This is a genomic window from Hahnella aquatica (SeqCode) (genome assembly GCF_965194505.1).
Classification (GTDB): Bacteria; Pseudomonadota; Gammaproteobacteria; order Burkholderiales; family Burkholderiaceae_A; genus Hahnella; species Hahnella aquatica.
The window spans coordinates 860648-883222 of the sequence record NZ_OZ239144.1 but is presented as its reverse complement, the minus strand read 5'-3'; the positions used below and the strand labels follow the sequence as shown (position 1 = coordinate 883222).

Below are 22575 nucleotides of genomic sequence, written 5' to 3'. Positions count from 1 at the left end.
CGTTCCCAGGGTTGTGTCATGAGATGAATGAATTCTGAATCAGGCCGCCTCTTCCCGGGCCGCCTTGCGCCGCTCATGCTCCACGAGGTGGCGTTTTCTCAGCCGAATCGACTGCGGCGTGATCTCCACAAGTTCGTCGTCTGCGATGAACTCCACGGCCTTCTCCAGGGTGAGTTGAATGGGTGGTGTGAGGTCGATGTGCTCGTCCTTTCCAGAGGCACGCACGTTGGTGAGTTTCTTCTCCTTCACGGGGTTGACCACCAGGTCGTTGTCCCGCGAGTGAATGCCAATGATCATGCCCTCGTAGAGCTTGTCGCCCGGTGAGACAAACATACGGCCGCGCTCCTGAAGCTTCCAAAGCGCGTAGGCCACAGCCTCGCCGTCATCCTGGGAGATCAGCACACCATTGCGACGCTCGGAGAGGTCTCCCTTGTAGGGGCCGTAGGCATCGAAGATATGGCTCATCAGTCCCGTGCCACGGGTCATGGTGAGGAACTCGCCCTGAAAGCCAATAAGACTGCGGGCTGGGATGCGGTACTCCAGGCGAACCCGACCCTTGTCATCTGGGACCATGTCGAGGAGGTCTCCCTTGCGAATGCCAAGGTTCTCCATGACGGGGCCCTGGTGCTCCTGCTCCACATCCACGGTCAGCATCTCATAGGGCTCCTCACGCTCACCGCTGGCGCTCTCCTTGAAGACCACACGCGGCCGAGAGACGGCGAGCTCGTAGCCCTCACGGCGCATGTTCTCAAGCAGGATGGTGAGGTGCAGTTCTCCCCGGCCCGAGACCTTGAAGGTATCGGTGTCGCTGCCGAATTCGACCCGAAGGGCCACGTTGGCCTTGAGCTCACGCTCAAGCCGCTCGCGAATCTGGCGACTGGTGATGAACTTGCCTTCCCGCCCGGCCAAGGGAGAATTGTTCACGATGAAGTTCATGGACAGGGTGGGCTCGTCCACCTTCAGCATGGGCAACGGCTCCACGGTGGCAGGGTCGCAGACCGTGGTGCCGATGTTCAGCTCCTCAATGCCATTGATGAGCACGATGTCGCCGGCCTCAGCCACGTCGACCTGCTCGCGCTCGAGCCCCCGAAACTTCAGCACCTGGTTGATGCGCGCCTTGCGCGGCTGGCCTTCCGGCCCATCCTGAATGATGACATCCTGAAGCGGCCGAACACGGCCGCGGGCGATGCGACCGACCCCAATCTTGCCCACGTAGCTGTTGTAGTCTAGTGAGCAAATCTGGAATTGCAGGGGTGCCTCGGATTCGTCATCTCGGACCGGCACGAACTGCAGAACCGCATCGAACAGCGGCCGCATGTCGCTGCCAGGCTTGGTGTGATCGAGGGTGGCGAAGCCCTGCAGGGCAGACGCATAGACCACCGGGAAGTCGAGCTGCTCCTCGGTGGCGCCGAGTTTGTCGAAGAGATCGAAGGTCTGACTGACCACCCAGTCTGGTCGGGCGCCCGGCCGGTCGATCTTGTTCACCACCACAATGGGCTTGAGGCCAAGGCCAAGGGCCTTTCGGGTCACGAAGCGGGTCTGGGGCATCGGGCCCTCGACGGCATCCACCAGCAGCAGCACGCTGTCGACCATGGAGAGCACCCGCTCCACCTCTCCGCCGAAGTCGGCATGGCCCGGGGTGTCCACGATGTTGATGTGGGTGCCCTCGTATTCCACCGCACAGTTCTTGGCCAGAATCGTGATGCCACGCTCCTTCTCGAGGTCGTTGGAATCCATGACCCGCTCATTGACCGCCTGGTGTGAGCGAAAGGTACCCGACTGCTGGAGCAGCTTGTCGACCAGGGTGGTCTTTCCGTGGTCAACGTGGGCAATGATGGCGATGTTGCGCAGCTTGCGCATGGGGTTCTCCTAGTGATGTGTCGGCTGGGCGACGAGACGAACAGGCTTCAAGCGCCCCTGGCCCAAGAGTGCAGTGCCCAGAAACCTCTTGGATTGCGTCAGAACCCGGGCCCGCTGTGGCGAGCCCATGGGAAAGGAAGCGCTGGTCAGAATCTGACCATGCGAGAAGAGCGCTGCCTCGCGGTCCGTGAGTGAGATAGACGGCCAGGCGAGCAAGAGGTGATCCACGGGCAGCAGAAAGGCATCGAGGGCGTCGGTGCCAGCCTCAGCAGCCCGCTCCAAGGCGTCGAGATCGACACTGTGTGAGAGGTCGAGCGGGCCCACCCCATTTCGTCGCAGGCCGCTGAGATGGGCGCCACAGCCCAGCCGGCGACCGATCTCCTCTGCAAGGCTTCGAATATAAGTGCCCTTGGAACAACGCACCTGGAGTTGAAGCAAAGGCGGTGCATACGACAACAGCGAGAGCTCGTGCAGGGCAATGGTGCGAGCCTCCCGCTCAACAGTCTGGCCACTTCGCGCCATCTCATAAAGCGGGCGGCCGTTGTGCTTGAGCGCGGAATACATGGGAGGCACCTGCTGCTGCTCCCCGAGCAGGCCTTGGAGCACGGCCTCGACCTGGGCTCGCGTGACCGCCACCGGCTGCTCCTGCAGCACGGCACCCTCACGGTCACCCGTCTCGGTGGTGATGCCCAGACAGACATCTGCCAGATAGGCCTTGTCCGCCTCGAGGCCCTCTTGGGCAAACTTGGTGGCCTCTCCAAATAGAACAGGCAGCAGGCCGCTGGCCATTGGATCGAGGGTGCCAGCATGGCCCGCCTTCTCGGCGCCAAAGAGAAACTTGATGCGACCCAAGACCTGGGTGGACGACGGCCCAAATGGCTTGTCCGCAACCAAGAGGCCGTGCACCGGGCGACGGCTGCGACGCGAGGCAGTCATGAGGACGCGTTGGCCTGATCGATCAGTGCACTGATGGCTGCACCCCGCGCGACGGACTCGTCGAGCACGAAGTGGAGGTCTGGCGTCTGATGAATGGTCAGCAGTCGACCCAGCCGACCACGCAGAAAGCCCTTGGAGGCTGCGAGCCCCTCGGCCGTCCTCGCCTTTTGCTCCGGTGTGTCGGGAAAGACCGAGTAATACACCTTTGCATGGGCGTAGTCGGGCGTCACCTCGACGTCGGTGATGGTGACAAAGCCGATGCGAGGGTCCTTGGCCTCGGCCCGAAGAAGCTCGGCGAGGTCTCGCTGGATCTGATCGGCGACCCGAAAGCCCCGCTCGACAACGGCCTTAGAGGGTCCGTGCGATTTCTTGGATTTCGAAGACTTCAAGCTGATCGCCCTCCTGAATCGCGTCGTACCCCTTCAGCGTCAGGCCGCACTCAAAGCCCTCCTTGACCTCCTTGGCGTCATCCTTGAAGCGCTTGAGGGTGTCGAGCTCACCAGTCCAGAGCACCACGTTGTCACGCAGCAGGCGAACCTGTGCATTTCGACGCACCGTTCCCTCGAGCACCATACAGCCGGCAATGTTTCCAATGCGCGACACCTTGAAGATCTGGCGAATCTCGACCAGTCCGATGACGTTCTCGCGCCGCTCGGGCGCCAGCATGCCCTGCATGGCGTTCTTCACATCATCCACAGCGTCGTAGATGATGGTGTAGTAGCGAAGGTCGATTCCATTGGCCTCGGCGAGCTTCCGGGACAGCTGATCGGCCCGAACGTTAAAGCCAATGACCACCGCCTTGGATGCGATCGCGAGGTTGACATCGGATTCGGTGATGGCGCCCACCGCCGCATGCACCACGCTCACCCGCACTTCGTCGGTGGAGAGCTTGACCATGGAGGCCGACAGGGCCTCTTGCGAGCCCTGAACGTCTGCCTTGATGATGAGCGGAAGCGTCTGAACCCCTTCACCCATATTCTCGAACATGCTCTCGAGCTTGGCCGCCTGCTGCTTGGCCAGACGGACATCTCGAAACTTGCCCTGACGAAAGAGTGCAATCTCACGGGCCTTGCGCTCATCACCGAGCACGAGAATCTCGTCGCCCGCATGGGGCACCTCGGTGAGGCCGAGTATCTCTGCAGGGATGGACGGACCAGCCTCCTCAATGGGACGTCCGGACTCATCGAGCATCGCGCGCACACGACCAAACGAGCTGCCGGCCAGGAGGATGTCTCCCTTGCGCAGGGTGCCTGACTGCACGAGCACGGTGGCCACGGGGCCACGACCCTTGTCGATTCGGGCTTCAATGACCAAGCCCTTGGCCATGCTGCCGACCGGGGCTGTGAGTTCAAGGACCTCGGCCTGCAGGAGAACCTGCTCGAGCAGGTCGTCGATGCCCTGACCCGTCTTGGCCGAGACAGCCACAAAGGGTGAGTCGCCGCCGAACTCCTCTGGCACGACCTGCTCGGCCACGAGCTCGCCTCGAACACGGTCGGGGTTGGCCTCGGGCTTGTCCATCTTATTGATGGCCACCACCAGAGGAACACCGGCCGCCTTGGCGTGGGCAATGGCCTCCTTGGTCTGAGGCATGACGCCGTCGTCGGCCGCCACGACCAGGACGACAATGTCTGTCGCGTTGGCGCCGCGCGCCCGCATGGCCGTAAAGGCCTCGTGGCCTGGGGTGTCAAGGAAGGTGATGACACCTCGCGGCGTCTCTACGTGGTAAGCGCCGATGTGCTGCGTGATGCCACCAGCCTCACCAGCAGCCACCTTTGCACGCCGAATGTAGTCGAGCAATGAGGTCTTGCCGTGGTCGACGTGGCCCATGATGGTGACAACAGGCGGCCTGCTGACGGCCTCGGCAGAGGACTCCGTGGCAACGCCCTCTGCAAGAAAGGCCTCCGGGTCATCGAGCTTGGCCGCGGTGGCCCTGTGGCCCATCTCCTCGACCACGATCATGGCGGTGTCCTGGTCGAGCACCTGATTGATGGTGACCATCTGCCCCATTTTCATGAGGGTCTTGACCACTTCAGCACCCTTGACCGACATCTTGTGGGCAAGGTCGGCCACCGAGATGGTCTCTGGCACATGGATGTCACGAATCACGGGTTCCGTGGGCGCCACGAAGTTGCTCGACTCCTGGGAGGCAGACTTGTTGCGTGCCCTCGGGCCGCCCCGCCATCCGCCCACACCACCCATGACATCGCCACGGGTCTTAAGGGCACGGCGTTTCTGCGCATCGTCCTGCCAGGTGGAGGACAACTGGGACGACTTCACAGACTTCTCGGACTTCTTATCCTTGGGCTTGTCCGCGGACTCTTCGCCTGGCTTCTTGGCCGGCTTGGTGAGCGTGATGGTGGACTCGGGCTTGGCGGGCTCCGGCGCCTTGGCCGTGGCCGCGAGCTTGCCGCTTCGCGCAGCCGTCATGAGCTTGTTGATGGCTGCAACCTCGTCCTCGACTGCGCGCCGTGCCTCGGCCGCCTTCACGGCAGCGTCTTCTGCGGCGGTGACCTTGCGCACCTTCGACTTCTTCACACCCTCTTCAGGGGTCTCCGCAGGTGAAGCCTCGGCAGCAGCTGTGGCGTCCGGGGAGGCCTCCTGGGCGCGCTGGGCATCCTCAGCAGCCTTCTCCGCGGCGGCGGCCTGGGCCTCGAGATCGCGCAGCTTCGCCTGGCGTGCGTCCTCCTGGCGGGCCAGCAACTCCTGCTGTCGCTTGGCCTCGGCCTCTCGCCGGGCGAGTTCCTCGGGGGAAATGGCCGGCGGCGGGGGCGCGGTGGGGACTGCGGCGGCATCGGGCTCATCGCGCTTGACGAAGACCCGCTTCTTGCGAACTTCCACCTGAATCGTGCGCGACTTTCCAGAGCCATCGGCCTGACGGATCTCAGAGGTCTGCTTCTTGGTGATGGTGATCTTCTTGCGGGGCGCTGTATCGGCGCCGCCATGAGACTTGCGCAGCGCGTCGAGAAGGCGCTCCTTATCTGCCTCTGAAATGGCATCGTCGGCGGCCTTCTTCTGGACGCCGGCGGCCTGCAGCTGCTCGAGCAAGGTCTCTACCGAGACCTTCAGTTCGGCAGCAAAACCTTCTACGTTGTTAGCGGCCATCCTGGGTTGCCCCTCCTTCCTGCGATGCATCTGCCTCTTCCTCGAACCAATGCGCACGTGCGCGCATGATCAGATCGCTGGCAGCTTGTTCATCCATCTCGGTGATCTCAACGAGCTCATCAACGGCCAGCTCGGCCAGCTCATCGCGCGTGAAAATCTTCGCATCGGCCAACCGGGCGGCGAGCTCGTGATTCATGCCCTCCAAATCGAGGAGGTCTTGCTCGGTGGTGCCAAGCTTCTCCTCCGTGACGATGGCCTCGGTGAGCAAGGCATTGCGGGCACGGGTGCGAAGCTCATTGACCGTGTCCTCGTCAAAGGCCTCAATCTCGAGCATCTCGTTGACCGGCACGTAGGCCACTTCCTCCAGGCTAGAAAAGCCCTCATCGACCAGCACCTCTGCGACTTCTTGGTCTACATCGAGCTTGGCCATGAAGGTCTCAAGGACCTTCTGGCGCTCCGTCTGCGAGCGGGTCTCGGCATCTTCACTGGTCATGATGTTGATCTGCCAGCCGGTGAGTTCGCTGGCCAGCCGAACGTTCTGTCCGCCGCGGCCGATCGCCACGGCGAGCTCGGTCTCCTCGACAACAACATCCATCGCATGACGCTCCTCGTCCACAACAATGGAGGAGACATTGGCTGGCGCCAGCGCACCAATGACAAACTGGGCGGGATCGTCCGACCAGAGCACGATGTCGACGCGCTCGCCGGCCAGTTCATGGGTGACGGCCTGCACGCGGCTGCCGCGAACACCCACACAGGTGCCGATGGGGTCGATTCGACGATCGGTGGTGTGAACCGCAATCTTGGCGCGGATGCCTGCATCACGGGCCGCCGACTTGATGGCCATGAGGCCTTGCTCAATTTCCGGCACCTCGAGCTCGAAGAGCTTCATGATGAACTCGGGCGCTGTGCGAGACAGAATGATCTGCGGCCCCCGCAGGTTGCGATCCACGCGGAGCAGGAACGCCCGAACGCGGTCGCCGGGGCGAAGGTTTTCCTTGGGAATCATTTGATCGCGAGGCAGACGGGCCTCGATCTTTCCCGCCTCGACAATGACGTCCCCGCGCTCAAGGCGCTTGACGGTGCCGTTGACGATCAGCTCGCCACGCTCAAGGAAGTCTTTCAGGATCTGCTCACGCTCGGCCTCTCGGATGCGCTGCAGGATGACCTGCTTGGCCGCCTGCGCGCCGATGCGTCCGAAGGGCACCGCCTCGAGTTCTTCCTCAATGAAGTCGCCCACCTCGATGTCGTCGATCTGCTTACGGGCCTCGGTCAGGATGACCTGGAGGTCGTGGTCCTCGAGCTCGCCGTCCGGGACAATCTGCCAGCGGCGAAACGCCTCGTACTCACCGGTTTCGCGGTCGATGCTCACGCGAACATCCACCTCATCGGTGAACTGCTTCTTGGTGGCCTGGGCCAGCGCGTTCTCGAGCGCCTGGAACACGATGTCTCTCTCGACACTCTTCTCGCGGGCCAACGCATCGGCCAATAACAGAATCTCGCGGCTCATCGCCTTTTCTCCTTCTTTGGAAAATCGGGCACCAGTCGTGCCTCATCAACATCGGAACAATCAAAATCGAGGGCGAGGGTTTCACCACCAGCGCCCTCGAACAACACTTGAAACCTGGCACCATCACGCGGGTTGGCCAGCACCGCCAGCGGGCCCTCGAAATTTCGCCGGTTTCCCATCGGGCGACGCAGCCGAAGCCTGATCCGTTGGCCTGCAAATCGGGTGAAGTCTTGGGCCCTTCGGAGCCGACGGTCGAATCCCGGCGAGGACACCTCGAGCCGAGCAAACTCAATGCCCTCGACCGGCAGTTCGTGCACCAACTGATTGGAGAGGGCCTCGCAGTCGTCTACGGTGATCAGTCGACTCCCATCGGCCACATCGATAAAAACCCGCAGGATGCCGGCTGGCGTCTGGTCGAGATCGACCAGGTCATAGCCAAAGCCCTGCGCACTCGCTTCGATCGTCTGCCACACCCGCTCCGACAGCATCCCGCCAAAGTCTCCCGTGAAAAAAAAATGGGCCCGGATGAGCCCATTTCTTAGAAATTAGAATCAGGCGTGATTGTAAGCCATCTGGCTGATTCCAATCAACCGGATGCCCCAGCCTGGTGCTCGGCTAAACCCCTGGGCTGCCGGGCTTCTTGCGGCCTGCGCCGCGACGTCCACCCGGTCTGCCACCGGGATCCGCAGGGCGGGGCCCACTGCCACTTGGCCGGCCACCGCCGCCACCTGCCCGCTGCGGCGCTGAGAGCACCCCATTGGGCTGCTTGGACGTGCCCCAGGTGGTCTGCAAGGGGTTCGGCTTGCGGGCCCCTTGGTTCTTCTTGGGCTTACCCGCCAGGTGCGACAAATGCGCATCTGGCCCGCTGGGCTGCCATTCATCGTCATGGCCCTGCTGGTCATACTCCTCGGCATCGAGCGCACGATCATGGGGGTCGATGGCCGCCCGAGACTCGCTGGACATGGGGCCCTCGAAGGCCTTGGGTGCCCGGTTGCCGCGAGGCGGTCGGGCCTCAGGCTTGGTGCGGGCCCCAGCCCGCCCACCCTGTTTGCCACGGCTGCCTGGCCGGCCGGCCTGACGCTGCTTGAGGCCCACCGATGCCATGAGCTCGGTCACCGACTCTGCCGACAGATCGGCCGACTGGCCGCGCTTGAGCCCTGGGGGAAGTGCCACCATGCCGTAGCGAATGCGAATCAGGCGGCTGACCGTGACGCCCACGGCATCGAAAATGCGCCGCACTTCTCTATTACGGCCTTCCTTGAGGGTAACCCGCCACCAGCGGTTCGCACCCTCACCGCCAGCCTCCATGATGTTGTCGAAATGGGCAGGGCCGTCATCGAGCACCACACCATCGCGCATCTGCTGGAGCGCCTCCGGGCTGAGTTCTCCGAAAACGCGCACGGCGTACTCTCGTTCAATCTCGGAGCGCGGATGCATGAGCCGATTGGCCAGTTCGCCCGAGGTGGTGAAGAGCAACAGGCCCTCGGTGCTGACATCGAGCCGACCCACGGTGATCCATCGGCCAAACTTCACAGGAGGCAGCTGACGAAAGACGGTCACCCGCTGCTGCGGATCGGACTTGGTCACGATCTCACCAGCAGGCTTGTGATAGGCCAGGACCCGAACCGGCGGGGGCTCGACCTGAATGCGAATGGGCTTGCCATTGACCTTGACCTGATCGCTGTGCACGATCCGTTGGCCAATGTGGGCGGGCGTGCCGTTCACAGACACCCGCCCCGCGAGGATGAGTTCCTCCATCTCGCGGCGGGAGCCCACGCCAGCATCGGCGAGCACCTTGTGAAGCTTCGGGGGGTCGTAGCTGGCGCCAGCTGGCGTGGCCGGTGCGAGTCGATCGGCCGAACCCGGCGCCGCCAAGAAGGGCAGCGCCTCGTCCTCGGCATCCAAAGCGCCCTGCCCCGCGTCGTCTGGCTGCAGAACAGGCGTGTTCGGCTGGGTCTCGTCTTGATCCAGTGCCTCGGGCACGTTGGGATCAATGTCGGGATCGATGTTGGGGTCTTGCTCGTGCATCTGGCTAACTCCCTGATTGGGCGTGAAGAAGAATCTGGCTGGCCGCTTCCGACCAGCCTTCTTCCAAGGGGGGCAGCTCTTCCAAAGAGCGCAGGCCCAAATCGTCTAAAAATTGCCGCGTGGTGCCGTAGAGCGCAGGCCGCCCCGGTGCATCACGATGGCCAATGGTCTCGACCCAGCCCCGCTCCTCGAGGGCACGCAGCACCGGCGTGGCCACCACCACGCCCCGAATCTCTTCAATGTCACCACGGGTGACGGGCTGACGATAAGCAATGATGGCCAGGGTTTCCATGGTGGCCCTGGAGTACCGAGACGGCTTTTCGGGCTTGAGCCGATCGAGGTACACCCGCATGTCTGCCCGAGACTGGAAACGCCAGCCAGAGGCGAGCGGCGCGAGCTCGACACCGCGGTCAGACCAATCCCGACGAAGATCGTCCAGCAGCAGCCGCACGGTTTCTTCATCGAGTTCATCATTGAAAAGCCGCCGAAGGACCGGGAGCGCCAAAGGCTCCGAACTGGTCAGCAGGGCGGCTTCGAGCACCTTCTTTGCTTCAGCCGTATTCATTCGATCTTTAGGGTGGCGGAGAGAGGGGGATTCGAACCCCCGATAGGCTATGAACCTATACACGCTTTCCAGGCGTGCGACTTAAACCACTCATCCATCTCTCCGCAGAGGGGATGCAAGGCGAGCCTCGCATCGCTGCGAAACTCGCCGGTTCAAGCGCGCCAGTGTAGCAGTTTAAGTGGCCTGCTTGAGCTGCTCCAGAATGGCCGGGTTCTCAAGGGTGGAGGTGTCCTGGGTGATCTCCTCGCCCTTGGCCAGGGTGCGAAGCAGCCGTCGCATGATTTTCCCGGACCGGGTCTTGGGCAGGTTGTCGCCGAAGCGAATCTCCTTGGGCTTGGCGATTGGGCCGATCTCTTTGCCGACCCAGTTGCGCAGGTCGGTTGCAATCTTCTTGGCCTCATCACCCGTTGGCCGGGCCTGCTTGAGCACCACGAAGGCCACAATGGCCTCACCGGTGAGGTCATCCGGACGGCCCACCACCGCGGCCTCTGCCACCAGGCCGTTGGCCACCAGGGCAGACTCAATCTCCATGGTGCCCATGCGATGACCCGAGACATTGAGCACGTCGTCGATGCGGCCCATGATGGTGAAGTAGCCCGTGTCCTTGTCGCGGATGGCCCCATCTCCCGCAAGGTAGAGCCGGCCGCCGAGCTCCTCGGGGTAATAGGCCTTCTTGAAACGGTCGGGATCACCCCAGATGGTTCGGATCATGGAAGGCCAGGGCCGCTTGACGACCAGAATGCCGCCCTGCCCATTGGGAACGTCACCACCCGACTCATCCACAATGGCCGCGTGAACGCCGGGAAACGGCAGCGTGCAGGAGCCCGGCACCAGCGGCGTGGCCCCCGGCATGGGGGTGATCATGTGGCCGCCGGTCTCGGTCTGCCAGAAGGTGTCCACGATGGGGCAGCGGCCACCGCCCACATGGGTGTGGTACCACATCCAAGCCTCCGGATTGATGGGCTCACCCACCGAACCCAGGAGGCGGAGCGACCCCAGGTCGTAGCGCTCGGGATGGCAGTCGGGGGTCGTCTCCCCTGCCTTGATGAGCGAGCGAATCGCCGTGGGCGCCGTGTAGAAAATGCTGACCTTGTGGTCTTGGATCATCTGCCAGAAACGGCCTGCATTCGGATAAGTGGGAACCCCCTCGAAGACAATCTGAGTGCCCCCGCAGGCCAGTGGACCGTAGGCAATGTAGGTGTGGCCTGTGACCCAGCCAATGTCGGCGGTGCACCAGAAGGTGTCTTCATCGCGGAGGTCGAAGGTGTACTTCATGGTCAGGATGGCGTGCAGCAGGTAGCCCCCCGTGGCGTGCTGAACGCCCTTGGGCTTTCCAGTGGAGCCAGAGGTGTAAAGGATGAACAGCGGATGCTCAGCCTCGACCCACTCGGGCTCGCAGCTGCTGGCCTGGCCTTTGACGAGGTCGTCCATGTAGATGTCACGGCCAGCCGTCATGGCCACAGGACCACCGGTTCTGCGATAGACCACCACATGGCGCACTGCCTCACAGCCACCCATGCCGAAGGCCTCATCGACCGCTGGCTTGAGAGGGATGTTCTTGCCGCCGCGGCACTGTTCGTCGGCCGCGATGATCAGGCTGGCCCCTGCATCGACCACACGCTCTTGCAGGCTCTTTGCAGAGAAGCCTCCAAAGACCACCGAGTGAATGACACCCAGGCGCGCACAGGCCTGCATGGCCGCCACACCCTCGACCGACATGGGCATGTAAATGAGTGCTCGATCGCCCTTCTTGTAGCCCAGCGACTTCAGGCCGTTGGCCAGCGCGCAGACCTTCGCATGAAGGTCTTTGTATGTCACGCGGGTGACATCGCCGGCATCGGATTCAAAAATGATGGCGACCTTGTCGCCGTGGCCTGCCTCGATGTTCTTGTCGAGGCAGTTGTAGGACGCATTCAGCAGGCCGTCGTCGAACCACTTGTAGAAGGGTGCGTTGGACTCATCCAGGGCCCGAGTGAAGGGCTTCTTCCAAACCACTTCCTCGCGGGCCAGCCTGGCCCAATAGCCTGCATCATCACGCTCGGCCGCCTGGCAGAGTGCGTTGTAGGCCGCCATGCTGCCGATCCGCGCCTTCTTTGCGAACTCCGCCGGCGGGTCGAAGACCCGATTCTCCTGCATGACCGATTCGATCTTCCCTGACGACATGTTGCCTCCTCTTAGGTGTGATAATTCTTTTCAAATAAATTTACGCCAAAAAGAGACGTCATGCGCCCAATTCGTCAAGAAGATTTCATTCAGAGCATCGCCGATGCATTCCAGTTCATCAGTTACTACCACCCACTTGACTACGTTCGGGCGCTCGGGGCTGCCCATGATCGAGAGCAGAGCCCCGCCGCGAAGGACGCGATTGCTCAGATCCTCACGAACAGTCGAATGAGCGCGGAGGGCCATCGGCCCATCTGCCAAGACACTGGCATTGCAACGGTCTTTTTGAAAATTGGCATGCATGCGCGGTGGGATGACGCCACCATGACCGTCTCAGACATGGTCAACGAAGGCGTTCGTCGCGCCTACGGGGACCCCGACAACCCGCTTCGGGCCTCGGTGCTCGCCGAGCCCGCAGGCGCCCGGCGCAATACCAAAGACAACACCCCGGCCGTGATCCACACAGAAGTCGTTGGTGGCGCAGGCGTTGAGGTCATCTGCGCGGCGAAGGGCGGCGGCAGCGAGGCCAAGGCCAAGCTCGGCATGCTCAATCCGAGCGACTCCATCGTCGACTGGGTGCTCAAGACCGTGCCCACCATGGGTGCGGGCTGGTGCCCACCGGGCATTTTAGGGATCGGCATCGGCGGCACGCCGGAGAAGGCCATGCTGCTGGCCAAGGAGTCGCTCATGGCCCCGGTGGACATGGCCGAATTGCTGGCCCGAGGCCCGGAAACTCCCATTGAAAAGCTTCGTGCAGAGCTCTATGAGAAGGTCAATGCCCTTGGCATTGGTGCCCAGGGGCTGGGCGGCCTCACGACGGTGGTGGATGTCAAGGTCATGGACTACCCCACCCATGCGGCCAATCTGCCCGTGGCCCTCATTCCAAACTGCGCAGCGACTCGGCATGTGCACTTCCATCTCGATGGCAGTGGCCCCGTGGCCCTCGTGCCACCGAGCCTCTCAGACTGGCCCAAGGTCAGCTGGGCCCCGGACACCAAGACCTCTCAACGGGTGGACCTCAACAGCCTGACGCCCGATCAGGTGGCTGCCTGGACGCCTGGCCAGACCCTTCTGTTGTCAGGACGACTCCTGACTGGCCGAGACGCCGCACACAAACGCATCGCCGACATGCTGGCCCGAGGAGAGCCACTGCCTGTCGACTTCACGAATCGCGTGATCTATTACGTGGGTCCCGTCGATCCGGTTCGAGAGGAGGCTGTCGGCCCCGCAGGTCCCACCACGGCCACCCGCATGGACAAATTCACCGACATGATGCTGGAGAAGACAGGCCTCATCGCCATGATCGGAAAGGCCGAACGCGGACCTGAGGCCATCGCAGCCATCAAGGCCCATCGCTCGGCCTACCTTATGGCCGTGGGTGGGGCAGCCTATCTGGTGAGCAAGGCCATTCGCTCGGCCAAGGTCGTTGGCTTCGAGGACCTCGGAATGGAGGCCATCTACGAGTTCGAGGTGGCCGACATGCCGGTCACCGTGGCCGTCGATGCCAATGGCACCTCGGTCCACGAGACCGGTCCTCGGGAATGGAAGGTACGAATCGAGGGCCTGAAAAAGTCGGCCTGACGATCAAAGTCCCAGGGCCGCGATGCCGGCCTTGGCCACCTGGGCATCCTCGTGGGACTTCACATTCGAGACACCCACGGCACCGATGCAATGGCCTTCGGCCATGATGGGCACGCCCCCCTCAAGCATGGCCTCTAGTTGCGGCGCAGACAGAAAGGAGGTCCGCCCCCCGTTGATGATGTCCTCGTAGAGCTTGGACTCGCGGCGCCCGAGGGCTGCTGTGCGGGCCTTCTGGGGGGCAATGTGGGCCGAAATGGGAGGGGCGCCGTCGAGCCGCTTGAACCACAGCAGGTGCCCGCCCTCATCGCAGATGGCGATGCTCACCTTGAATCCGTTTTTTTGGGCCTCGGCCTCTGCCGCGGCACCAATTTTTTCAATGTCTGACTGGGTCAATGCTGGCTTTTGAATCATGTCGACTCCTGACAGGGGTTGCAATTAAAAATAGTTCTCATTAAGCTTACGGCGTGCACACTTCAATCCAATGTTTGATCAACCAATTTATGAAGCGTACAACCATGACGAAACGTCTCTTTCTTTACAGCACCCTCGTGGTGGTGGCTGCGGCCACACTGCCCACGCTGATCGCGGGCATGCGCACACCCGCCATGGCCCAATCCAACAGTCTCAACCTCTACACCGCGCGGCATTACAGCAGCGATGATGCCCTGTATGCCCAGTTCACCGCAAAGACCGGCATCAAGGTCAATGTCGTGAGTGCTGCCGACGAACCCCTGCTGGAGCGCATCCGCAGCGAAGGAGCGGCCAGTCCTGCCGATGTGATCCTCCTGGTCGATGCCACCCGCCTGTGGCGGGCGCAGCAAGAAGGTCTCTTTCAGCCGCTCAAATCGGCCGTCCTCGACAAGGCCATTCCAGCAGACCGCCGTGGCGGTGATGCATGGGTGGGCCTCACCACCCGCGAACGTGTCCTGATCGTCGACCCCACCAAGGTGAAGCCCGAGCAGGTCTCGACCTATGCGAGCCTTGCGGACCCCTCCCTCAAGGGTCTTGTCTGCTCCAGAACTGCATCCCACCCCTACATGCTCTCGCTCATCGGTTCGCAGTTGGCCAAGCACGGGCCGGAAAAGACGGAGGCCTGGATGCGTGGCGTGATTGCAAACCTGGCGCGACCATCCAAAGGCGGCGATACGGACCAGATCCGTGCCGTGGCATCGGGCGAGTGCGGGGTGGCCATCTCGAACAGCTACTACTACGCCCGGCTCATGCGCAGCGACAAGGCGGAGGACAAGGCGGCTGTGGCCAAAACCAGACTGGTTTGGCCCGACCAGAAAGGCGATGGCACCCACCTGAACATCTCCGGCGGGGGCATTGCCAAGCACGCACAGAATGCCGCCAACGCACGTACATTCCTCGAGTTCCTCGCCAGCCCGGAGATTCAAGGGCAGTTCGCCATGGCCAACAACGAGCGGCCTGTTCTGGCCAAGGTGCCTTACGACAACCCCGCCCTGAAAACGCTGGGAACCTTCAAGGCAGACCCCATGCCGGTGGAGAAATTCGCCACTCAGAGCCGACTGGCTCAGCAGTTGGTGGACAAGACCGGCTGGCGATAACGCCGCTCTACTGGGCCCGGTCTCTAGGCTGGGCCCACCGCTGCGATCACCTTGATCTCCACACGATAGGCCGGGGTGGCCATTTTGGCCTCCACGGTGGCCCTGGGCGGGGTATGACCCGGCACAACCCAGGCATCCCAGACGCTGTTCATCGACTTGAAATCTGCCATGTCGGCCAAAAAGATCTGGACCGAGAGCAGTCTTGATTTGTCTGACCCCGCCTCGGCCAGCAGCCGGTCGATCGCATCGAGCACCTGCTTGGTCTGGCCGACCACATCGGCGCTTGGGTCTGCCGCAACCTGGCCCGCCAAATAGACCGTGCCCTGATGAACAGCCACTTCGGACATTCGTGCACCCACATGCATGCGCTTGATTTCAGACATCACTGCTCCTTTCAAAAATCCATTGAACAATTGCCTCAACCTCCTCGGCTCGAATGAGCGATGGGGCATGGCCAACCCCTTGCAGGGTGAGGAGACGCGCCTTGGGGCCGCGATGCGTCATGGCCTGCGCCACCTCGGGCGTGAGCAGATCACTATCCCCGCCACGCACCAGCAGTGTGGGCACCTCGATGGCATCGTAGAGCGGCCAGACATCCATGTCTGGGGGCGGATCGCCCTCTGCCATCGCAAAGGCCTGACGAAACGGTTCGGACAATGATGGGTCGTAGTGGAACCGATACCCATCACCATCTGGGTGCAGCACGGTCTCGGCCAAGTGCTGCCACTCTGCATCCGTGTGAGGACCAAAGCCGGCAAAGATCTTTCGAACCAGCGCCTCAGCCTCCTCAAAGGTCTCGAAATAGGGGTCGGCCCCCAGGTATCGGCCGATCCGCCCGAGTGCCTCCCCACTGACCACGGCACCCACATCGTTGAGGACCAGCGAGCGCAGCCGAACGGCCGGATATCGATCGGCCCGATCTGGCGCACCCGCCAGAATCATGGCGATCAGTCCGCCCATGGAGGTGCCCACCCAATGCATGGGTGGCAAGGCCAACTGCTCGGCCATGGACTGCATGTCATCTGCGTACTGCGTCACGAGGTAGTGCTGTGGATCGGAGAGCCAGTCGGACGCGCCTCGGCCCACCACATCGGGGGCCAGCACCCGGTGGGTCTCTGAGAGCCGCTCTGCGAGTCGTTGAAAGTCGTGCCCGACCCGCGTGAGGCCGTGCACGCAGACCACCACCTGGGCATTTTCTGAGCTGCCCCACTCGTGCACCACCATGCGGTGCGGCCCACTCGGGCTGCTGCACTCGATCGTATGGCGACGCACGGGGCTTGGTTTGAGATTCATTGCGCTGCGAGACTATCATCCCTGCATGACCAAGACGACAACCCGCGGCATTGCAACCCACGGCCAACTGCGCGGCAGGGTGGCTCTCATCACAGGCTCCACCAGTGGCATCGGGCTTGGCCTGGCCGAGGCCTTTGCAGCCGAGGGCGCCTCTCTGGTGATCAACGGATTTGCCAGCCCAGCAGAGGTCGAGGCCACCGTCTCGAGGCTCTCATCCATCAGCCAGGCCCCTGTGCACTACCACGGGGCGGACATGTCTCGCCCTGCAGAGCTTGCGGAGTTGGTCGGCCACGCGGAACACACCTTGGGACGGCTGGACATCCTCATTAACAATGCCGGCATTCAGCATGTGGCCCCAGTCGAGGAGTTTCCCACCGAGCGGTGGGATGCCGTCATTGCGATCAACCTCACGGCGGCCTTTCACACGATTCGGGCAGCCCTGCCAGGCATGCGAACCCGAGGCCATGGCCGAATCATCAACCTGGCCTCAGCCCATGGGCTGGTCGCCTCTGCGAACAAATCGGCCTATGTCGCAGCCAAACACGGCCTTGTCGGCCTGACCAAGGTGGTGGCGCTGGAAACCGCACAGACCGACATCACCTGCAATGCAATCTGCCCCGGCTGGGTCCTGACCCCACTGGTTCAGAAACAGGTCGAGGCACGGGCCGCACAGGAGCAGGTGTCTGTTGAAGTGGCCAAGTCGAGGCTCTTGCTGGAGAAGCAGCCTTCCGGGGAATTCGTCACCCCCGAGCAGCTTGCTGGCTTGGCGTTATTTCTGTGCAGCCCCGCGGCCAACCAGGTTCGCGGTGTGGCCTGGAATGTCGACGGGGGCTGGCTGGCCCAGTAAGGGTCTCGGCCTGAGGCCAGGCTCGGCCCCTCGTGAACGGTGCCAAAAACGGCGTGTTTCCGAGGCCGCTTGTCGCAGCCTGAACGTGCCCGCGCCGGCCTGCGTCGGCCAGTCGACCTGAAGGCCACCCATGAGATCGGTTCGCGCCACAGCAATGCCATGCCGTGCATGCCGCTCGATCACCTCGGGGGCGGGGTGGGCGAAACGCCCCTTGTAGGCCGACTGGGCAATCGACAGCACCGGTCTTAAGCGGCCAAGCAAGGCATCCGATGAGGAGGTCTTGCTGCCATGGTGCGGCATGAGCAAGACCGTCGGCCCCTGACCGACCCAGGGCACCCGCTCCAGCATGGCGCGCTCTTGCTCGGCCGGGATGTCCCCCGTCAGCAGCAGTCGATTGCCTTGCACATCAATCACCTCTATTACGCAGGAATCCTCATTTCGTCCGCGCTGCTGCGGTGATGGCGGATCGTCAGCAAACGGAAAAACAACCCGGAACCAAACCCCGTCCCAGACCCAGGACTGACCCGCCTCGCATCGGGCCTGAGGCTGCTCGGTGCGGCCCGTCATGGTCGTCAGGAGAAAGCCTGGCCGCATCGTGGACCAGACCGTCTCCAGGCCCGAGCTGTGATCGATGTCTGCATGGGTGATCACCAGGCCATCGAGCCCGCGCACACCCAGGGCTGCGAGCTGCGGAACCACCACGCGCTCGGCCGCCGTCGAGGCACCCATGGGCGGGCCGGTGTCCACCAACAGCGCATGGTGCTGGGTCTGCACCAGCACTGCGCTGCCCTGCCCCACATCGAAGAAATGCGCTCGCATGCTGCCTTCTGACAGCGTTGGCGCCGTCGGCCACAGCAAGGCGAGCACACCAAGCCAGCCGACATGCCGCCATCGCGGCAGGCCCGACTGCAAGGCGATACCAGCGCCGAGGACGGCGACCACCGAGGCCCAGACAGCAGGCGCATGCCAACGCAGGCTTGCCCCTTCCCAGGCCGACATCCAGACGAGCTGATCAAAAAGCCAGCCAAAGACGAGTTCGCCGAGTGCCAGCGGCATGGAGACCCCGTAGAAGGCCAACACCGCCCCCAGCATGGCCAGAGGCGTCACGACAAAGGTCACGATGGGAATGGCCAAGGCATTGGCCAAAGGACCGACCACGGAGAGTTGTTGAAAGAAGACGATGGTCAGCGGGGCGATGCCCACCGTGATCGCCAGTTGGGCGCGCACCGCTGCAGCGGCGCTGCCCCTCCATCCCTGCTGGGCACTGGGCATGCCGAAGAGCACCGACACCGCAAAAAAGGAGAGCCAGAATCCAGGTGCAAGCAAGGCCAGGGGATCGAGCACGAGAATGGCCAGCAGGGTGAGGCTCAGGATTGCCCAGGGCTGCGCCTGAAGCCCACTGACCGTGGCCAGCGCCGCAACGGTGACCATCCACGCCGTTCGTTGTGCGGGGAGGTTAAAGCCAGCCAACAGTGCGTAAGCGAAGGCGGCCAGGCTGGCGGCGACCGCAGCAGCCACGGGTGTGGGTACATGGAGGGCTAGCTTGAGCGGGGGTCGACTGAGCCAGCCCCAGAGGAGCCCCACCAGGCCACGCGCCAGCACGGCGAACATGGTGACGTGCATGCCGGAGATGCTCATGAGGTGGGATACGCCGGTGGTGGCAAAAATGGCCCAGTCCGATGCCGAAATGGCCTGCTGCTCTCCCACCACCAGACCCGAGAGCACACCCGCATGGCGCGCATCTGGGACCGCGGCAGCAATGGCCTGCCGAATGGCATCTCGGGCGCGATCGATCTGGGCTGAGAGGCTGCGGGATTCTCCGGAGAGCACTGCGGGAAGACTGGTCGTCTCGCGCACCTGGGCTGTCACCTGAACCCGCTTCTGAAAAAGCCACGTCTCCAGATCGAAGCCATAAAAGTTTCGCGTGCCTGCCGGATGGCGCACCTTCGCATACAGCCTCCACTGCTGACCGGGGGCAAGCCGTCGCTCCGGAGCCTCGACTGAGACAGGCCAGTTCACCATGAGGCTGCGGCCATGCACAAGGTCTCGGGCCTGGAAGCGCCAGGCAGGCCGCTCGCCGTCGTGGCGCTGGGGGAGGTCCTCAATCTCCAGGTGCAGGGCCACCACTGTTTCCTCCTCCTGCGGACCCAACGCCAATTGCAGGATCTGATCGGAGCGCCAGGCCCCCCAACTGGCGGACAGACAAGCGATGGCAAGCACCGTGATGAGCGTTGCCAGCCCACCTTTCAAACGATGGCCGATGGCTGATGGCGATCTTCGGGACAGCCACCCGCCCGCCACCGCGAGCATTGCACCCAAGGCTGCCAAGTCGCGCCAGTCTGGAAGATCGGGCTGGCGCAGCAGGACGGCCAGACCCAACAGGCTGGCCAATGCCAGCCTATAGAGGAGCGGAATGTTCATGCCCGGGGGTGGGCGAGCGGGAGAAGTCGGGGCAGCGCCTCCACAGCGGCCGCTGTGGTTGCGTTGTCGATGACCTCCAGGGTGGTCTTGCGCAATTCGGCCAAGGTATTGGCCACACCCGCCGTGTGCTCTGGCGCATTGGCCTGGCCCTTGGGCAGCCAAGACGGTGCAATGTCGGGGCTGTCGGTCTCAAGCACCATGCCCGACAACGGCAGTGCCTCGGCCAGGGCTCGAATGCGGGTTGAACGCGAGTACGTGAGCGTGCCACCAAAGCCAAGCTTCATGCCCTGATTCAGATAGGCCTGCGCTTGAACCAGGCTGCCGTTGAAGGCATGGGCAATGCCGTGCCGAATGCCAAAACGCCGCAGGCCCTTGAGCACCAGGTCTTGGGCGCGCCGCACATGCAGGACCACCGGCAGGTCGTGGTCTCGGGCCAGCCGGAGCTGAGCGTGAAAGAGGAATTCCATACGGGTCCGATCCAGAGAAGGCACAAAGTGATCAAGGCCGATCTCCCCAACGCCCAAAAGCTTGGGATCGTCTCGGGCCTCCATCAGCGCATTCTCAAGGGCGGCCAGGTCTGCATCTGTCGTCTGATTGGTGGAGCAAGGATGCAGGCCCAGGCAGTAATAGACCCCTGGCATCTGGGCGGCCAGGTTGCGCACCACTGGAAGGTTCTCTGCAGAGACGGCCGGACAGACCACGGCCAGCACGCCCTTGGCCTCGGCTGCCAACACAGCAGCCTTTGGGTCGTCTAGAAAATCAAGGTGGCAATGCGTGTCAATCAAGTCGCGCCATCTCAAATCGGCGATCGCAACGAGCCGCCAGCGCTGGGTCGTGGGTCACGACAATGAGGGCCGAGGATTGACTGCGCACCCCTTCGACCAGAAGGTCGAAGACGCGACCGGACGCCTGTCGGTCCAGGTTGCCGGTGGGCTCATCGGCAAGCACCACCGCCGGCGCCGTGACCAAGGCCCGTGCAATCGCGACCCGCTGGCGTTCGCCGCCAGAGAGCTGTGCAGGGCGATGGTCGAGCCGATCCGCCAGGCCGACACGCTCGAGCAAAACCCGGGCTGCTCCTTGCGCGGCCTCACGCGGCATCCGACGAATCCACAGGGGCATGGCCACATTGTCGAGTGCCGAGAACTCGCCCAGCAGGTGATGAAACTGGTACACAAATCCGATGGCCTCGTTGCGTATCTTGGTGCGCTCGGCATCGGCCATGCTCGAGAAGGCTGCGCCCCGGAAGCGCACCTCACCGGCGCTGGGCCGATCAAGCCCCCCGAGCAACTGAAGGAGCGTGCTCTTGCCAACGCCAGAGGGCCCGACGATGGCCAGTGTCTCTCCAGTGAACACAGACAGGTTCAGATTCCGAAAGGGGCAGACGGCCCGGGGCCCATCGGAGAACTGCTTGGTGAGCCCAATGGCTTCCAGCACGGGCGAGTCAATCATGTCGGAGCGCCTCGGCCGGATCGGTGTTGGCCGCTCGCCAGCTCGGGTAGACCGTGGCCAACAGCGACAGAATCAAAGACACAAGCCCAACCTGGACAACATCCTGCAGGCGCAGGTCACTGGGCAACTGATTGATCAGGTAGATGCCCTTGGGAAGCACCTGAAACCCGAACCACGTCTCCAGCGATGCAACCCAGGCGCCAATGTTCAAGGCGCCCGTCACGCCCATGGCCAGACCGAGCAGGACACCGAGCACGCCGAGGCTCGCACCCTGCACCATGAATATCAGCAGAATCGAGGCGCGCTGCGCCCCCAGCGTGCGCAGGATGGCAATGTCACCGCGCTTGTCCATCACAGTCATGACCAGCATGGAGACCAGGTTGAAGGCCGCCACTGCGATGATCAGCGTCAGGATGATGAACATCATTCGCTTCTCGAGCTGCACGGCTGCAAACCAGTTTCGGTTCTCTTGGGTCCAGTCTCTGGCCACCAGGCCCGAGGGCAGTTGAACGCCCACCGCACTGCTCACAGCTGGCGCAGACTGCATGTCCGCCAATCGCGCACGAAGCCCCACCAGGGCCTGGCCCCGGAAGAAGGCCAAGGCATCCTGTTGGTGGATGAACACCAGCGCGCTGTCGTAGTCGTGGTGACCGGATGCAAAGATGCCAACGACCTCGAAGGTTTTCATGCGGGGGAGAATCCCAGCGGGCCCGGCTGCCGTATCTGCCGTGACAAGGCTCAGACCATCTCCCACGGAGAGGCTCATGGTGATGGCGAGCTCACGGCCAATCACCACACCAAACCGCCGCTCGGACAAGGCCGTCAATGAGCCGGCATCGAGGGACTGAAGGGCCGGAGTGACACCAACCTCTTGTGAGGGGTCGATCCCGCGGATCATCAGGCCTTTCATCTGATCACCCCTCACCGTCATGGCCTGCCCGACCACGAAGGGGGCTGTGGCGAGAACACCTGGCTGGCCTGCCAGAAGCAACTTGGCTGCATCGAGTTCATCGGCATCGGCTGCCAGGGCGAGCACTTCGACGTGCGAGAGCACGCCGAGCATGCGGTCGCGGACCTCCTTCTGGAAGCCATTCATGACCGAGAGCACGATGATGAGCGCGGCCACACCGAGGCCAATGCCAGCGGTGGCCATGAAGGAAATAAAATTGACGAACCGTGTCGAGCGGCCGGCGCGGGTGTAGCGAAGCCCGACGTGCAGTTCAAAGCGCATGAAACGAGTTTGCCATACTCC

The 22575-nt window shown here is 62.9% G+C and carries 18 protein-coding genes, 1 tRNA gene and 1 pseudogene; 3 read left to right on the top strand and 17 right to left on the bottom strand.

All coding sequences use genetic code 11. The annotated features are described in order from the left end of the window. Positions 1–39: 39 nt before the first annotated feature. From typA to acs, 10 genes and pseudogenes are all read right to left on the bottom strand, one after another. Positions 40–1860 carry a translational GTPase TypA gene (gene typA, locus AC8GDA_RS04595; RefSeq protein WP_506557126.1) on the bottom strand — a complete coding sequence of 607 codons (1821 nt, stop codon included), beginning with the start codon at positions 1858–1860 and terminating at the stop codon, positions 40–42. A 9-nt stretch (positions 1861–1869) separates the two neighbouring features. Continuing rightward, positions 1870–2796, bottom strand: a complete 927-nt coding sequence (truB, locus tag AC8GDA_RS04590) for a tRNA pseudouridine(55) synthase TruB (RefSeq protein WP_506557125.1) — start codon at positions 2794–2796, stop codon at positions 1870–1872. Then, the gene (gene rbfA, locus AC8GDA_RS04585; protein ID WP_506557124.1) at positions 2793–3185 is read right to left on the bottom strand and encodes a 30S ribosome-binding factor RbfA; all 393 of its coding nucleotides are present in this window, start codon (positions 3183–3185) and stop codon (positions 2793–2795) included. Before rbfA ends, truB begins: the two co-directional genes overlap by 4 nt. After that, complete coding sequence (infB, locus tag AC8GDA_RS04580; RefSeq protein WP_506557123.1) at positions 3145–5898, bottom strand: translation initiation factor IF-2; 2754 nt, start codon at positions 5896–5898, stop codon at positions 3145–3147. The genes rbfA and infB overlap by 41 nt, the downstream gene beginning before the upstream one ends. After that, positions 5888–7408 (bottom strand): transcription termination factor NusA, encoded by a 1521-nt coding sequence (gene nusA / locus AC8GDA_RS04575; protein WP_506557122.1) that lies wholly within the window; start codon positions 7406–7408, stop codon positions 5888–5890. The genes infB and nusA overlap by 11 nt, the downstream gene beginning before the upstream one ends. Next, entirely contained in the window at positions 7405–7896 is a 492-nt protein-coding gene (gene rimP / locus AC8GDA_RS04570) for a ribosome maturation factor RimP (protein ID WP_506557121.1), read from the bottom strand. The genes nusA and rimP overlap by 4 nt, the downstream gene beginning before the upstream one ends. Positions 7897–8023: 127 nt before the next feature. Continuing rightward, positions 8024–9436 (bottom strand): 23S rRNA pseudouridine(2605) synthase RluB, encoded by a 1413-nt coding sequence (rluB, locus tag AC8GDA_RS04565; protein WP_506557120.1) that lies wholly within the window; start codon positions 9434–9436, stop codon positions 8024–8026. Positions 9437–9464: 28 nt separating this feature from the next. Continuing rightward, positions 9465–10001: pseudogene (gene scpB, locus AC8GDA_RS04560) on the bottom strand (SMC-Scp complex subunit ScpB); the annotation flags it as partial. A gap of 13 nt (positions 10002–10014) precedes the next feature. Beyond that, positions 10015–10105: transfer RNA gene (locus AC8GDA_RS04555), tRNA-Ser, on the bottom strand. A gap of 70 nt (positions 10106–10175) precedes the next feature. Continuing rightward, positions 10176–12164, bottom strand: a complete 1989-nt coding sequence (gene acs / locus AC8GDA_RS04550) for an acetate--CoA ligase (RefSeq protein ID WP_506557119.1) — start codon at positions 12162–12164, stop codon at positions 10176–10178. Positions 12165–12224: 60 nt separating this feature from the next. On the opposite strand from acs, the gene AC8GDA_RS04545 reads away from it, so the two are divergent. After that, a complete protein-coding gene (locus AC8GDA_RS04545; RefSeq protein ID WP_506557118.1) occupies positions 12225–13745 on the top strand; it encodes a fumarate hydratase in 1521 nt (506 codons plus the stop codon). A 3-nt stretch (positions 13746–13748) separates the two neighbouring features. On the opposite strand, the gene AC8GDA_RS04540 is transcribed toward AC8GDA_RS04545, so the two are convergent. Continuing rightward, positions 13749–14156: a GlcG/HbpS family heme-binding protein gene (locus AC8GDA_RS04540; protein WP_506557117.1), complete on the bottom strand. Its 408-nt coding sequence runs from the start codon at positions 14154–14156 to the stop codon at positions 13749–13751. 104 nt (positions 14157–14260) lie between these two features. On the opposite strand from AC8GDA_RS04540, the gene AC8GDA_RS04535 reads away from it, so the two are divergent. Continuing rightward, positions 14261–15313: an extracellular solute-binding protein gene (locus AC8GDA_RS04535; protein WP_506557116.1), complete on the top strand. Its 1053-nt coding sequence runs from the start codon at positions 14261–14263 to the stop codon at positions 15311–15313. Between the two features lie 23 nt (positions 15314–15336). Here the strand turns inward: AC8GDA_RS04535 and AC8GDA_RS04530 are convergent, their stop codons facing one another. Beyond that, positions 15337–15696 (bottom strand): RidA family protein, encoded by a 360-nt coding sequence (locus AC8GDA_RS04530; RefSeq protein WP_506557115.1) that lies wholly within the window; start codon positions 15694–15696, stop codon positions 15337–15339. Beyond that, the gene (locus tag AC8GDA_RS04525; protein WP_506557114.1) at positions 15689–16606 is read right to left on the bottom strand and encodes an alpha/beta fold hydrolase; all 918 of its coding nucleotides are present in this window, start codon (positions 16604–16606) and stop codon (positions 15689–15691) included. Before AC8GDA_RS04525 ends, AC8GDA_RS04530 begins: the two co-directional genes overlap by 8 nt. Before the next feature lie 25 nt (positions 16607–16631). On the opposite strand from AC8GDA_RS04525, the gene AC8GDA_RS04520 reads away from it, so the two are divergent. Continuing rightward, on the top strand, positions 16632–17453 hold the full coding sequence (locus AC8GDA_RS04520) for a 3-hydroxybutyrate dehydrogenase (RefSeq protein WP_506557113.1): 822 nt from the start codon (positions 16632–16634) through the stop codon (positions 17451–17453). Here AC8GDA_RS04520 and AC8GDA_RS04515 read toward each other — a convergent pair. From AC8GDA_RS04515 to AC8GDA_RS04500, 4 genes are read right to left on the bottom strand one after another with little or no spacing between them, the layout of a single operon-like run. Beyond that, a complete protein-coding gene (locus AC8GDA_RS04515) occupies positions 17376–19874 on the bottom strand; it encodes a DNA internalization-related competence protein ComEC/Rec2 (protein WP_506557112.1) in 2499 nt (832 codons plus the stop codon). The two genes, AC8GDA_RS04520 and AC8GDA_RS04515, sit on opposite strands and share 78 nt — an antisense overlap. Next, entirely contained in the window at positions 19871–20659 is a 789-nt protein-coding gene (locus AC8GDA_RS04510) for a TatD family hydrolase (protein WP_506557111.1), read from the bottom strand. Before AC8GDA_RS04510 ends, AC8GDA_RS04515 begins: the two co-directional genes overlap by 4 nt. Continuing rightward, a complete protein-coding gene (locus AC8GDA_RS04505) occupies positions 20652–21323 on the bottom strand; it encodes an ABC transporter ATP-binding protein (protein ID WP_506557110.1) in 672 nt (223 codons plus the stop codon). The genes AC8GDA_RS04510 and AC8GDA_RS04505 overlap by 8 nt, the downstream gene beginning before the upstream one ends. Next, on the bottom strand, positions 21316–22554 hold the full coding sequence (locus AC8GDA_RS04500; RefSeq protein ID WP_506557109.1) for a lipoprotein-releasing ABC transporter permease subunit: 1239 nt from the start codon (positions 22552–22554) through the stop codon (positions 21316–21318). The genes AC8GDA_RS04505 and AC8GDA_RS04500 overlap by 8 nt, the downstream gene beginning before the upstream one ends. Between the last annotated feature and the right edge of the window lie 21 nt (positions 22555–22575).

What these genes read in the sequence shown, in the direction of transcription:
- typA (WP_506557126.1), bottom strand. Translation starts at nt 1,860, where the DNA reads ATGCGCAAGCTGCGCAACATCGCCATCATTGCCCACGTTGACCACGGA.
- truB (WP_506557125.1), bottom strand. Translation starts at nt 2,796, where the DNA reads ATGACTGCCTCGCGTCGCAGCCGTCGCCCGGTGCACGGCCTCTTGGTT.
- infB (WP_506557123.1), bottom strand. Translation starts at nt 5,898, where the DNA reads ATGGCCGCTAACAACGTAGAAGGTTTTGCTGCCGAACTGAAGGTCTCG.
- nusA (WP_506557122.1), bottom strand. Translation starts at nt 7,408, where the DNA reads ATGAGCCGCGAGATTCTGTTATTGGCCGATGCGTTGGCCCGCGAGAAG.
- rimP (WP_506557121.1), bottom strand. Translation starts at nt 7,896, where the DNA reads ATGCTGTCGGAGCGGGTGTGGCAGACGATCGAAGCGAGTGCGCAGGGC.
- rluB (WP_506557120.1), bottom strand. Translation starts at nt 9,436, where the DNA reads ATGCACGAGCAAGACCCCAACATCGATCCCGACATTGATCCCAACGTG.
- acs (WP_506557119.1), bottom strand. Translation starts at nt 12,164, where the DNA reads ATGTCGTCAGGGAAGATCGAATCGGTCATGCAGGAGAATCGGGTCTTC.
- AC8GDA_RS04545 (WP_506557118.1), top strand. Translation starts at nt 12,225, where the DNA reads ATGCGCCCAATTCGTCAAGAAGATTTCATTCAGAGCATCGCCGATGCA.
- AC8GDA_RS04540 (WP_506557117.1), bottom strand. Translation starts at nt 14,156, where the DNA reads ATGATTCAAAAGCCAGCATTGACCCAGTCAGACATTGAAAAAATTGGT.
- AC8GDA_RS04535 (WP_506557116.1), top strand. Translation starts at nt 14,261, where the DNA reads ATGACGAAACGTCTCTTTCTTTACAGCACCCTCGTGGTGGTGGCTGCG.
- AC8GDA_RS04530 (WP_506557115.1), bottom strand. Translation starts at nt 15,696, where the DNA reads ATGTCTGAAATCAAGCGCATGCATGTGGGTGCACGAATGTCCGAAGTG.
- AC8GDA_RS04525 (WP_506557114.1), bottom strand. Translation starts at nt 16,606, where the DNA reads ATGAATCTCAAACCAAGCCCCGTGCGTCGCCATACGATCGAGTGCAGC.
- AC8GDA_RS04520 (WP_506557113.1), top strand. Translation starts at nt 16,632, where the DNA reads ATGACCAAGACGACAACCCGCGGCATTGCAACCCACGGCCAACTGCGC.
- AC8GDA_RS04515 (WP_506557112.1), bottom strand. Translation starts at nt 19,874, where the DNA reads ATGAACATTCCGCTCCTCTATAGGCTGGCATTGGCCAGCCTGTTGGGT.
- AC8GDA_RS04505 (WP_506557110.1), bottom strand. Translation starts at nt 21,323, where the DNA reads ATGATTGACTCGCCCGTGCTGGAAGCCATTGGGCTCACCAAGCAGTTC.
- AC8GDA_RS04500 (WP_506557109.1), bottom strand. Translation starts at nt 22,554, where the DNA reads ATGCGCTTTGAACTGCACGTCGGGCTTCGCTACACCCGCGCCGGCCGC.